General features: G+C 65.9%; 9 protein-coding genes. 8 read left to right on the plus strand and 1 reads right to left on the minus strand.

The window, feature by feature from the left end; all coding sequences use genetic code 11:
- Positions 1-89 precede the first annotated feature (89 nt).
- From LDN95_RS09035 to LDN95_RS09070, 8 genes are all read left to right on the plus strand, one after another.
- The gene (locus LDN95_RS09035; RefSeq protein WP_226017338.1) at positions 90-833 is read left to right on the plus strand and encodes an SDR family NAD(P)-dependent oxidoreductase; all 744 of its coding nucleotides are present in this window, start codon (positions 90-92) and stop codon (positions 831-833) included.
- 35 nt (positions 834-868) lie between these two features.
- Positions 869-1,912, plus strand: a complete 1,044-nt coding sequence (locus tag LDN95_RS09040; RefSeq protein WP_226017339.1) for an alcohol dehydrogenase family protein — start codon at positions 869-871, stop codon at positions 1,910-1,912.
- 209 nt (positions 1,913-2,121) lie between these two features.
- Entirely contained in the window at positions 2,122-4,362 is a 2,241-nt protein-coding gene (locus LDN95_RS09045; RefSeq protein ID WP_226017340.1) for a TonB-dependent receptor, read from the plus strand.
- Between the two features lie 23 nt (positions 4,363-4,385).
- Positions 4,386-5,366 (plus strand): alpha/beta fold hydrolase, encoded by a 981-nt coding sequence (locus LDN95_RS09050; protein WP_226017341.1) that lies wholly within the window; start codon positions 4,386-4,388, stop codon positions 5,364-5,366.
- Complete coding sequence (locus LDN95_RS09055; RefSeq protein WP_226017342.1) at positions 5,363-6,706, plus strand: tetratricopeptide repeat protein; 1,344 nt, start codon at positions 5,363-5,365, stop codon at positions 6,704-6,706. The genes LDN95_RS09050 and LDN95_RS09055 overlap by 4 nt, the downstream gene beginning before the upstream one ends.
- 47 nt (positions 6,707-6,753) lie before the next feature.
- Positions 6,754-9,279, plus strand: coding sequence for an ABC transporter substrate-binding protein (locus tag LDN95_RS09060; RefSeq protein ID WP_226017343.1), 2,526 nt, complete (start codon positions 6,754-6,756; stop codon positions 9,277-9,279).
- The gene (locus LDN95_RS09065) at positions 9,276-10,076 is read left to right on the plus strand and encodes an ABC transporter permease (RefSeq protein WP_226017344.1); all 801 of its coding nucleotides are present in this window, start codon (positions 9,276-9,278) and stop codon (positions 10,074-10,076) included. The genes LDN95_RS09060 and LDN95_RS09065 overlap by 4 nt, the downstream gene beginning before the upstream one ends.
- Complete coding sequence (locus tag LDN95_RS09070; RefSeq protein ID WP_226017345.1) at positions 10,073-11,512, plus strand: ATP-binding cassette domain-containing protein; 1,440 nt, start codon at positions 10,073-10,075, stop codon at positions 11,510-11,512. The genes LDN95_RS09065 and LDN95_RS09070 overlap by 4 nt, the downstream gene beginning before the upstream one ends.
- Here LDN95_RS09070 and LDN95_RS09075 read toward each other — a convergent pair.
- Positions 11,454-12,491 carry a P1 family peptidase gene (locus tag LDN95_RS09075; protein ID WP_226017346.1) on the minus strand — a complete coding sequence of 346 codons (1,038 nt, stop codon included), beginning with the start codon at positions 12,489-12,491 and terminating at the stop codon, positions 11,454-11,456. The genes LDN95_RS09070 and LDN95_RS09075 overlap by 59 nt on opposite strands.
- Positions 12,492-12,644: the final 153 nt, after the last annotated feature.

Raw genomic sequence — 12,644 nt, forward strand, 5'->3', positions numbered from 1 at the left:
CGGCACACTTTGACAAACAGATCGTTCGGTCAACGGGCGAAGGTCGCGGCTTTCAAGCACAAAGGGCCACGCACCAAGGGGAGAGAGGCATGGGTAGCGACACGGATTTCACCGGCAAACGGGTGCTGGTCGTTGGCGGATCGAGTGGGATCGGCAACGGCATCGCCCACGCCTTTCTCGAACGCGGGGCACTCGTTCATGTCTGGGGCACGCGGGACAGTGCAGCGGACTATGATCCAGCCGATGGTTCGGACCTGAACGGGCTTGGCTATACCCAAGTCGATGTCGGTAACCCCGAAGCCATTGCCGCCGCGCCCGATCCGTTTGCGGACGGTGCACTCGATGTGCTGGTGCTCAGCCAGGGTGCGGTTGTCTACCGCCGCGGCGAATTCGAGCGCGATGGCTGGGACAAGGTCATGGCGGTCAACCTCGACAGCGTAATGGATTGCGCGCGCAAGTTCCGCGCGGCACTGGCGGCAACCCAGGGCTCGATCATCGTGGTCAGTTCGATCTCGGGGTTGAAGGCCAATATCGGCAACCCCGCCTATGCCGCATCGAAGGCTGGAGCGATCAGCCTGACCAAGACCTTGGGGCAGGCTTTTGCCGCCGATGGCATCCGGGTTAACGGGTTGGCGCCGGGGCTGGTCGACACCAAGCTTACCAAGGTGACCACCCAGCACCCCGACAGGCTGGCGGGTGCGATTGCGGCAATCCCGCAGCGGCGGATGGGCACCCCCGCCGATATGGCGGGCGCGGCGATCTTCCTCGCCTCGCCGCTGGCATCTTATGTCACCGGCCATACGCTAGTGGTCGATGGCGGGCTGTCGCTTTAGGTTGGCGGTGATCGCGTGGCTGAGGTGGGAGAGGAATGATGAAGGCACTTTGCTATCACGGTGCGCACGATATCCGGCATGACAGCATGGCCGATCCCGCCTTGTTGAACGATGGCGATGCGATCATCCGCATGACCGCTTGTTCGATCTGCGGATCAGACCTGCACATCTATCATGGCCACGGCTTTTCCGAGGACATCGGCTTTTGCGTCGGGCATGAGGCGGTAGGCGAGGTGGTCGAGGTCGGGCGCGCGGTGAAGCGGCACAAAGTCGGCGACATCGTGATGGTCCCGGCAGCGGTCGGTTGCGGCGCGTGTCGGTCGTGCCTTGGCGGCAATGTCATCGCTTGCGAGAACAATGCTGCGGCCTGCTACGGTCTGTCCGCCGGGTTGCAAGGCGTTCAGGCAGAAGCGTTCCGGGTGCCTGCTGCCGATGCCAACGCGGTCAGGATTCCCGATGGCGTGACGCAGGATCAGGCGCTGATGCTGACCGACGCCATGGCCACGGCGTGGTTCGGCGCTCGCAATGCCGACATTCGCCCCGGTTCTTCGGTTGCAGTGATCGGGTTGGGCCCGATCGGGCTGATGGCGGTTGAAAGCGCCTTCGTGATGGGCGCGCACGTGGTCTATGCAATCGATCCCGTGCCCGAGCGGCGGGCGCTGGCTGAGGAGGTTGGCGCGATCGCACTGGCGCCGGTCAATGCCATCGAGATCGTGCGCGAGGCCACGCACGGTCGCAAACTGGACTGCGTGGTCGAGGCCGTCGGGGCCGATGCCACGGTCGATCTGGCCTTGCGGCTGGTAACCCGGCGCGGCACCGTCTCGGTGATCGGAGTGCAGCAGTCGCGCCGGTTCGCTTTCCCGCTGGAACGCGCCTTTGCCGCCGGACTGACCTTCCGTATCGGCACATGTTCGGTGCCCGAGGAATTGCCCGCGCTGTTTCCGCTGGTGCGTTCCGGCCGCTTGCGCCCCGAACGCTACATCAGCCACCGGATGCCCTTGTCGCAAGGGGCCGAAGCCTATCGCCGGTTCGATGCGCGCGAGGCAGGAGCCCTGAAGATGGTGCTTCATCCCGATTGACCGTCGGTTATCGAGGCAATGCCTTGCAGCGTCGGCTCTTCCTGCGTGGTGCAGTGCAGCAGGTGTTGCCCGATAACCGCACTCGTGGATTTCTAAACCCGCCTCAACAAATTCTGTATTCAACTCTACCAACTCGGTAGATAATAGAGCCCCCAAGCAGGAGCCCGATCGCAAGAGTCTGGCTCTGTTGGCAAATCGGGGAATATGACATGAGGTTTGGATTTCTTGGCGGTTGTGCATTGGTCGCAATCGCAGCTTCCGCACCGCAGATCGCTTATGCCCAGCAGACATCTGCTGCGCCTGCGTCAGAAGCGGCCGCTTCGGGCGTGGACGATATCGTGGTCACCGCGCAGCGCCGGGTCGATACGGTCCAGAACACCGCGATCGCGCTGACCGCCATCACCGGCGACGAGCTGGCGCGGCGTGGTCTGACCAACGTCAACCAGTTGCAGGACTCGGTGCCCAGCCTTGAAGTCGTTCCGGCTTTCGGTGGCGGCCAGCCCCAGTTCCGTCTGCGCGGCGTCGGCTTTGACGACTATGCGACCAACAATGCCTCGACCGTCGGTGTTTACGTCGACGACGTGGCCTATCCGGTGCCGGTGACGACGCAGTCCGCGTTGTTCGACATCGAGCGCGTCGAAGTGCTGCGCGGCCCGCAGGGCACGCTTTACGGGCGCAACACCACCGGCGGCGCCATCAACTTCATCTCGCGCAAGCCGACGGCGCAGCTTTCGGCCGGGGTCAACCTTGAATACGGTCGTTATGATCAGTTCAAGGGTGAGGCCTTCGTCTCGGGGCCGCTCAGCGATACGCTGCGCTTCCGCGTGGCCGCGATCACCGAGCAGGGCGGCGGGTTCCAGACCAACCGTACCACCGGGCAGAGCCTCGGTGATGCCAACCGCGTTTCGGCCAAGGGCACGCTGGAATGGAAGCCGTCGGCAACCGCCACGATTTCGCTCAATGTTCATGGCGGTTATGACAAGTCGCAGCTTACCGGGCTGTATTTGTTCAAGGACTTCACCACGCACGGCTATGGCCTGGGCACGCCCGGCCTGATCCCGGCCGATACCGACACCACCAAGACCGGCTGGGGTTTCTCGCCGACCTTTGCCGCGCTGGCAGGCGTTTCGAGCAGCGCCCGGCCTTCGCGCAACAACGTTGGGCAGGGCGGCAGCCTGAACGCTGCGATCGATCTGACCGACAACGTGCGGCTGACCAGCATTTCGGCGTATGACTATTATCGCCGCCGCGAGCTGCAATCGTGGGATGCGTCGAACGCCAACGAATCCGAGCTGTTCTGGAAGAGCGACGTTTACGTGTTCTCTCAGGAAGTGCGGTTGTCCTCGACCCAGAAGAGCGCGCTCAACTGGGTTGCCGGGGCCTATTACTCCAATCAGGTCCAGCATGAGGGCTTCCTCTCGGACTTCACCAACAGTCTGGGCTTCATCGTCGATACGCATTATCGCCAGAAGGTGCAGTCGATCAGCGGGTTCGGTCAGGTCAGCTATGACGTGACGCCCAAGCTGACGCTGGTTGGCGGCCTGCGTTATGAACACGAAACGCGCAAGCTGCGCGATTTCGGCACCTCGATCGGGCCGGTCACCACGTTTACCAACGGTAATCGCGACACCGGACTGGACGAGGTTTCGGGCAAGGCCGGGCTCGAATTCCGCCCGCAGAAGGGCCTGCTGCTCTACGCCAACGTCAGCCGCGGCGTGAAGTCTGGCGGTTTTACCGTCTATAACTCGCCCAATTCGAACCAGATCGACCCGTTCAAGCCCGAAGTGCTCTATGCCTATGAAGTTGGCGTCAAGGCCGATATCGGGCCCAAGCTGCGCATCGATGCCTCGGCGTTCTACTACGACTATCGCGACCAACAGGTGCTGGGCACAGTGCTGTCGCAGCAGAGCGGGTTGATCGGACGTATCACCAATGCGCCCAAGTCCAAGATCTGGGGTGGCGAAGTCGAAGTGGTGCTGGCCCCGGTGCAGGGGCTGAAGATCACCCAGTCGGTCGGCTACAAGTACGGTGAATACTCGAAGTACGAGGCGATCGACCCGACCTCGCTGGCAGGCTCGATCGGCAACTTCACCGCCACCACGATCGATCAGGCAGGCAAGGCGCTGCCGATCGCGCGGTGGAGCTATCAGGGCAGCGTCGCCTATACGGTGCCGCTGGGTGGCTATGCGCTTGAAGCAGCGGGCGATTATGCCTTCCGTGACAAGCTGCCGTCGTTCCTTGGTGCGACCTATGACCTCGACAAGCGCTGGATCGCCAATGCCACGCTGACCCTGCGCCCCGAACAGGGCAACTGGTCGATCGGGCTTTACGGGCGCAACATCTTCAACGAGAAGTACGATCTGGTGCGCAACTACTTCCTGCCGAACGCCAAGGTCGCCCAGCCCGGGCGCCCGGCAACGTACGGCGTGCAGTTGGGCTATCACTTCTGACCTGACGGAAAAGGATCGGGACATTGCGTAAGTTTGCCTGGGCCGGGGGCCTGATCGCCGCACCGTTGGTGCTGGCCCTAGGAGCGTGGCTGACGTTGCGCGCACCCGATCTTTCAGCCGAAACGCTGAAGGCCAAGTATGGACGCACCAGCTCGCAATACGTCGATCTCGGCGGCGGGCTGGTGGTTCACACGCTGCAGACCGGAAACCCTGCGGGGCGCCCGGTCCTGCTGCTCCACGGATTTGGCGACAATGCCTTTTCATGGGACGGCTGGGCCGATGCGCTTGGCGGCAAGGGTCAGGATGCGAAGGGACAGGACGGTGCCTATCGCGTGATTGCGGTCGATCTGCCGGGTCACGGGCTCACCGCGGCGCCTGCGGGGTTCGTCGCCTCGCCCGACAGCTTTGTCGATGTTGTCGAGCGGTTGGCGACCAAACTTGATCTTGGCAGCGTGGCCGTCGCGGGCAATTCGATGGGTGGTGCGATCGCCTGGAACTGGGCGGCGCAACACCCGCAGCGGATCGGTGCGCTGATCCTTGTCGATGCGGCTGGCTGGCCGAGCGAGCAGTTGCAGAAGCCGCCGCTGGCCTTCCGTCTGATGCAGTACAAGCTGGGTCGCGATCTGCTTGCCTCGATCGACAACAAGCCGCTGATCCGCGAAGGCTTGAAGAAGGACGTTGTCGACCAGTCGGTGCTGACCGAAGCGTTCATCGACCGCTGGGCCGATCTGCAGCGTTTCCCCGGCCATCGTCCGATACTGATGTCGGCGCGGCCCGGATCGGTCGCGGCGAGCAAGGAGGCGCTTGAAGCGATCAAGGTGCCCACGCTGATCCTGTGGGGCGAGGACGACCAGTTGATCGCGGTCGGCGCCGCGCACAAGTTCCACGCCGCCATTCCCGGCTCGAAACTGGTGATCTACCCCAAGGTTGGCCACCTGCCACAATGGGAAATACCGGCCAAGTCGGCGGCGGATGCATTGGCGTTTCTGGACGCGCATCGGTGAGCACCGATTTCCTCGGCAATGACGTTTCGACCGATGATCCGGCGGCATTGGCGGCCATCGACGACTTTGTCGGCGGGTTGATCTCGTATCAGACCCGCATCGCCAACATCCTTTCGGCCGCGCATCCCGGCGCTCCGGCACTGGTGCAGGTCTATGTCGGCGTGTTGCATCTGCTGGCCGAAACCACCGGGGCCGAAGCCACTGCTCTGCCCTATCTCCACACGGCGCAGGCTGCATCGGCAAGCGCGAACGCGCGCGAATTGCGCTGGATCGAGGTGCTGCGCGACTGGATCGCGGGTGACATCGACGCCACCATTGCCGCGCTCGAAGCCATCTTGGCCGATCATCCGACCGACCTTGGCGCGCTGAAGCTGCTGCAATACCACCTGTTCAACCGGGGCGAATTTGCCGCGATGCTGCGCCCGGCCCTGGCCGTTCAAGAGCGCGCTGGCGATCTGCCCTACCTCGGCGGGATGCTGGCCTTTGCTTACGAGCAACTGCACTTGCTGGATGAGGCGCAGGCCGCCGCACAGAGCGGCCTTGCCATCGTGCCCGACGATCCCTGGGCGCAGCACGCGCTGGCCCATGTCTGGCTGACGCGGGGCAGCATCGATACCGGGCTGTCAGCGCTTGAGGCGTGGGCGCCGGGTTGGGTCGGGCTCAACAGTTTCATGGTCACGCACTTGTGGTGGCACCTTGCGCTGTTCTATCTCAGCAAGGGGCGCAATGCCGCTGCGCTCGGGCTCTATGACGATCACGTCTGGGCGCACGACCGCAGCTATTCGCAGGATCAGGTGGGGGCGGTCTCGCTGCTTGCCCGGCTTGAGGCGGCTGGCATCGATGTTGGCTCGCGCTGGAGCGATCTGGCCGCTCATCTGGCCGCACGCAGCGCCGATACTCTGCTGCCGTTCCTGTCGGTGCAATACCTCTATGGCCTTGCCCGCGCCGGACGGGGCGAGGCAGATGCACTGCTCGAAGCCATCGCGCAGCGGGCGGAGCAGGATGCGCCCGGCGGCGTGTGGCGTCTGGCCGCGCTGCCCTTGTCGCAAGGGCTGTTGCACCATGCGCGCGGAGCGTTCGCCGCCGCCGTGCCGTTGCTGTCGGAAGCGGTCCCGCGGCTTGCCCATCTGGGCGGCAGTCACGCCCAGCGCGACTTGTTCGACGTGCTGCGCGTCGATGCGCTGGTACGCAGCGGCGATTGGGCTGCGGCGCAACAGGCGCTGGAAGTGCGGCGCGCATCCGATCCCGATGGGGTGCCGATCAACACCGCTCTGGCGCAAGTCTATGATGCGCTGGACCTGCCGGTTCAGGCAGCAGTGGCGCGCGCCCGGCTGGCATGACGGCCGTCAGGTTGCATTTACGCTGGCTGTTGCTGGCAGTTTGCGCCGTGTTTGCGCTGTTGTTCGGGGGGATTGTTTCTACCGCACAGGCGCGCGATGTTCTGCGCGTGGGCATGCAGCTTGAACCGCCGCACCTCGATCCCACGCAAGGCGCCTCTGCCGCGATCGGCGAGGCAACGTTCGGCTCGATCTATGAAGCGCTGGTGCGGGTGGCGACCGATGGCACGCTGCATCCGTGGCTTGCCACGCGGTGGAGTGTTTCGCCCGATGGCCGGACCTATGACTTCACGTTGCGCCCCAATGTGCGGTTTCACGATGGTTCGCGGCTGACCGCTGCCGACGTGGTGGCTGGATTCCAGCGCGCTGCGGCGCCCGGCTCGCTCAACATTCACGCTGCCACGCTGCGTGAGGTCGTGGCCGCCCGCGCGCTCGATCCGTTGCACGTGCAAGTGACGCTGTCCGCTCCCGACAGCGAATTCCTGATCGTGCTGGCACAGGCCGATGCCGCGATCGTTCCGGCACGTGCTGTGGCAACGCTTGGGCAGCAGCCGGTCGGCACGGGGCCATTCCGCCTGGATGGCTGGCGGCGGGGTGAGGGCATCACGCTGTTGCGCAATCCGACTTATTGGGGGCGTCCGGCACGGATGGCGCGGATCGAGCTGCGCTACATCGGCGACCCGACCGCTGCCTATGCCGCGATCAAGTCGGGCGCGATCGACCTCTATCCCGAGTTTCCGGCACCCGAAACGCTGCGCACCCTTGCCGCCGACCCGCGCCTGCAAGTGTTGACCGCGCCGAGCGAGGGCGAGGTCATTCTGGCGATGAACGAGCGCGAGGGGCCGCTTTCCAACCGCGCGGTGCGTCAGGCGCTGGCCCACGCGATCGATCGCCGCGCGCTGATCGACGGCGCAATGTACGGGTATGGCACTCCGATCGGCAGCCATTTCCCCCCGCAAAGCCCCGATTATGTTGATCTGACGCAGCGTTATCCGTTCGATCCGGCGCTCGCGCGCAAGCTGTTGGCGCAAGCAGGCTATCCGCACGGCATCGCGCTCACGCTCAAGCTGCCACCGCCCGCCTACGCCCGCCGCGTGGGCGAGATCGTGGCGGCGCAGTTGCAGGCGGCGGGCGTAACGGTGACGATCCGCAATGTCGAATGGGCGACATGGCTGGACGAGGTGTTCACCCGCCATCACTACGATCTTACGGTGATCGCGCATGCCGAACCCTATGACTACGACATCTATGATCGGTCGGACTACTATTTCGGTTACGACAGCCCGGACTTTCATCGTTTGATGCAGCAGTTGAAGGCTACGACCGATCCGCTTGAACGCCATCGGCTGCTGGGCGACATCCAGCGGCGGCTGGCCGATGATGCGGTCAACGGCTTCCTGTACCAGTTTCCCCATCTGGCGGTGCAGGATCGCGCTTTGGCGGGGGTCTGGCGCAATGCGCCGACCCAGACGATCGAGTGGGCCGATGTCCATTTCAGCGATGACGGACAGAGCGTTGCGCTGTCTGGCGGTGGTGGTGGGGCAGGGCGGCTCGGCGGGTGGATTGCGATTGTGCTGGGCGCGCTGGTGCTTGGCCTAGCCGGATGGCAGCTGGGGACGGGCTGGCTGTTCCGCCGACTGGGCGTGCTGGGGCTGACATTGCTGGCGGCCAGCGGCCTGATCTTTGCGCTCGTGCAAGTGGCACCGGGTGATCCTGCCGCTACCATGCTGGGCATAAACGCCACGCCTCAGGCGGTTGCGGCCCTGCACGCCGAACTAGGGTTGGATGGCAACGCCTTGACTCGATACGTGCGCTGGATCGGCGGAGCGCTGCACGGGGATTTCGGGCTAAGCTATACCTACCGCGTACCGGTCGCGGGCTTGGTGGCCGAACGGCTGGCGGTGACCGTGCCACTAGCGCTGCTGGCGACGCTGCTGTCCATCGCACTCGGCATTCCGGCCGGTATTCTGGCGGCGCGGCGACCGGGAGGATTGTCCGACCGCGTGATCGACCCGCTGACCCGGCTGGGCATCGCATTGCCCGACTTCTGGTTGGGTGTGTTGCTGGTGCTGGTCTTTGCCGTGACGTTGCGCTGGTTCCCGGCGGGCGGCTTTCCGGGGGTTGAGGCGGGCCCAGGGCCGGTTCTGCGCGCTCTGGCGCTGCCGGTTCTCGCGCTGGCCCTGCCGCAAGCCGCGATCCTTGCGCGCGTGGCCCGCGCCAGCCTGATCGGCGTGTTGCAGCAGGACTTCATCCGCACCGCCCGCGCCAAGGGCGTGGGTGAGGCGCGGCTGCTGCTGGTCCATGCGCTGCCCAATGCAGCGGCACCGATCCTTGCCATTCTTGGCCTGCAAGTGCCTTTCCTGCTGGCCGGAAGCGCTTTGGTGGAGGAAGTGTTCACGCTACCGGGGCTAGGCCGACTGGCGCTGCAGGCGATTGGCCAGCGCGATCTGGTGACGGTGCAGGCGGTGGTGTTGCTGGCGGCGGGTGCGACGGTCCTGTCGAGCTTTGCCGTCGATCTGGCACAGGCGTTGCTTGATCCACGATTGCGTCGGACGAGCGGGAGCGCCGGGGCATGAGCCGCACTTCTGTCGCATTCCGCATCGGCGCCGCGATCACTGCGCTGTTCACGCTGGCAGGGCTGCTGGCGCAAGTTTGGACGCCTTGGCGCGTGGCGGCGGTGGACATTGCCGCCCGCTTGCAAGGGCCCTCTGGCGCGCACTGGTTGGGTACAGACCAATTGGGCCGCGATGTGCTGTCGTTGGTCATGGCGGGCGCTGCGACCTCACTTGGTGTGGCGCTGCTGGGCACCGGAGCCGCGCTGCTGGTCGGCGTCCCGCTTGGCCTTGCCGCATCGGCGGCGCGCGGCTGGCTGGACGACGTGTTGATGCGTGGGGCCGACGTGCTGTTCGCGTTCCCGGCGCTGTTGATGGCGATACTGCTGACCGCGTTGCTCGGTCCCGGCGCGATCAATGCGGCGCTGGCCATCGCATTGTTCAACGTGCCGGTGTTCGCGCGGGTGACGCGCGGCGCGGCGCTGGTGGTGTGGACGCGCGCCTTTGTCAGCGCGGCGCGGCTCGCGGGGCTTGGCCGGGTGCGGATCGCGCTGGTGCACGTGCTGCCCAACGTCGCCCCGCAAGTGCTGGTGCAGGCCAGCATTCAGGCGGGGCTTGCGCTCTTGGCCGAAGCTGGGTTGAGCTATGTCGGCTTGGGGGTGCAACCACCGGCGCCCAGTTGGGGCCGCATGCTCGCTGAGGCGCAGACGCTGATCGGCATCGCCCCCCGGCTGGTGCTGGTGCCGGGCCTTGCGATTCTGCTGGCCGTGTCGGGGTTCCTGCTGCTTGGCGACGGGCTGTCGCGGGAGCGTGGCCGGTGAGCGTTCTGGCATTCAGCGGGTTTGGCGTACGCTATGGCGCGCACACTGCTCTGGTCGACCTCGATCTTGCGGTGGAAGCGGGCGAGATCGTGGCGCTGATCGGCGAGACCGGCTCGGGCAAGTCGTCGGCCGCGCTGGCCGCGCTGGGCCTGCTGCCGCGTGGCACGCATACCCAAGGCCGGGTCGAGCGCAACGGGCGGCTGGCGATGATCTTCCAGGATCCGCAGGCCGCGCTCAATCCGCTGCAGACGATCGGCGCCCAAGTGGCCGAAGCGGTGCGTATCCACCAGCCGCTGTCGGGCGCGGCTGCACTCACCGCAGCGGCGCGGTTGCTGGCGGAAACCGGGCTCGATCCAGCGCGCGTACCGCCATCACGCTATCCCCACGAACTGTCCGGCGGGCAGCGGCAGCGGGTGTGCATTGCGATGGCGCTGGCCTGTCAGCCCGACCTGCTGGTAGCCGACGAGCCGACCAGCGCGCTCGATGCCGCGACACAGGCGCAAGTCATGGCACTGCTGGTCGATCTGGTGCGCGGGCGCGGCATGGCGCTGTTGCTGATCACGCACGACTTGCTGCTCGCGCGCGGTGTGGCCGACCGCATCGCCTTGCTGCAAGGTGGGCGGCTGAAGGAAAGCGGGCCCCTGCCGCAAGTGCTGGAGCAGCCCGCCACGCGCGCGCTACTGGCGCATGTCAGCCACATGGCGATCCGCAACCCTGCAACCACGCCCGCGGCCGCCACGCCAGTGCTCGAAGTGCGCGGGCTGACGCACGGCTATGGTTCGCACAAGGTGCTCGACGGCATCGACCTGACCGTGACGGCGGGCGAGATCGTCGGACTGGTCGGTGGATCGGGCGAGGGCAAGTCAACGTTGCTGCGGCTGGTGCTGGGGCTGGAGCAGCCACAGCAAGGGGTGGCGCTGGTGCAGGGCATCGACCTGCTGCATGCCCGCGGAACCGCTCTACGAGCCGCACGGCGGCAGGTTCAGGCGGTGTTTCAGGATCCGGGTGGCAGTCTCGATCCGCGCTGGCCGGTCTGGCGCAGCGTGGCCGAGCCGCTCCATCTGCTGGACGAGCGCTTGTCCGCTGCCGAACGGCGCGACCGGGCCATCGCGGCGCTGGCGCGGGTGAACCTCCCGGCCGACACGGCGGACCGGCTGCCCAACCAGTTTTCGGGCGGTCAACGCCAGCGGATTGCGCTCGCCCGCGCGCTGGTCATCGAACCGGCGCTGGTGGTGCTGGACGAGGCTACATCGGCGCTCGATGCAGCGGTGCGTGCCGGAATCCTGGATCTTCTGGCCGCCTTGGCCGATGACGGGCTGGCGCTGTTGTTCGTCACGCACGATCAGGCGATGATCGCCGGCCTGGCCGACCGCGTGTTCAGTCTGAAGCAGGGGCGGCTTCACTTGCAGCCGCATGATACACCCCGCGCGCAATAGCGCGGGCAAGGCAATCCGCTGCCGCCGCACCGAGCCGCGCAAGCTGCCAGTTGCGGTCAGGCTGAGCAGTCAGTTCAACCTCGCCGCTGGCCAAAGCGAACACTACGTCGCCGTCAAATGGCGTGTGGATCGGGCGGATCGCGCGCGCCAGCCCGTCTTGCGCCATCATGGCAAGGCGCTTGGCCTCGGCCTTGTCGAGCCGGGCGTTGCAGGCGATCACCGCCAGCGTCGTGGCTGAACCGGGCTGGGCGCGGCCAGCAGCGGACAGGCGGCTTTGATCCGGGAAGGGCGCGATGGCGGGCGCAAGGTCCGCTGTGGGGCGGATGCCGCCAAATTCGCCGTCGATCTCATAGGGCCAGGCCAGAAACGTGCGGCCATCGGGCAGGAATACCGAGCCGACCGGGTTGACCGCAACCAGCGCGCCGACGACGAGCCCTTCGCCCAGATCGAGCGAGGCGCTGCCAAGACCGCCCTTGACGGTGCCCGCCATCGCGCCGCGCCCGGCACCGACCGACCCGAGTGCGAACAGCGCGCCCGGCCCGTTGTCGAGCGCGGCCGCCACCGCCTTACGCCCAAGCGCACGATAGGGTGGTTCGTCACCCCAGTCCTTGTCGCCTGCATTGTTCAGGTCATAGAGTACGGCACCCGGCACGATCGGCACGACCAGCTCGCCAGTTCTTACGGTCAGTCCGATGCCCCGAGCAGCGAGTTCGTTAACCATGCCATCGGCCGCACCAAGCCCGAACACGGACCCGCCGGACAAAGCTATGGCATTGATTCCGCGCACTGAATTTTCAGGCGCCATGACCTCGATCTCGCGCAGGCCGGGCCCGCCACCGCGCACGTCGGCCGCTGCCGTCCATAGTCCGTCGCATACCAGCGCGGTCACGCCAGTCTGCGCGGGCTCGCTTGAAGCATGGCCGACACACAGGCCGGGAACGTCGGTGATCAGGTTGCGGGGGCCGGGGCGTAGCGTCATGTCGCCCGCCTTAGCTTGTGGTGCCCACAGGCGCAAAGCACATCGGCCCGCCAGCGTTGTTAAGTTTTGGTGACAGTCAGCGCGAGCGATCACCTCCGTCCGGTCCGCTGTGGTGCGTCACCGCAAGACACGTTCTGCCGCGGAGCGATGCCC

Source organism: Novosphingobium sp. FKTRR1 (assembly GCF_020404405.1).
Lineage (GTDB): Bacteria > Pseudomonadota > Alphaproteobacteria > Sphingomonadales > Sphingomonadaceae > Novosphingobium.

Excerpts from the sequence above, each read along its gene's own strand:
- LDN95_RS09035 (WP_226017338.1), top strand. The coding sequence starts at position 90 with ATGGGTAGCGACACGGATTTCACCGGCAAACGGGTGCTGGTCGTTGGC.
- LDN95_RS09045 (WP_226017340.1), top strand. The coding sequence starts at position 2,122 with ATGAGGTTTGGATTTCTTGGCGGTTGTGCATTGGTCGCAATCGCAGCT.
- LDN95_RS09040 (WP_226017339.1), top strand. The coding sequence starts at position 869 with ATGATGAAGGCACTTTGCTATCACGGTGCGCACGATATCCGGCATGAC.
- LDN95_RS09065 (WP_226017344.1), top strand. The coding sequence starts at position 9,276 with ATGAGCCGCACTTCTGTCGCATTCCGCATCGGCGCCGCGATCACTGCG.
- LDN95_RS09075 (WP_226017346.1), bottom strand. The coding sequence starts at position 12,491 with ATGACGCTACGCCCCGGCCCCCGCAACCTGATCACCGACGTTCCCGGC.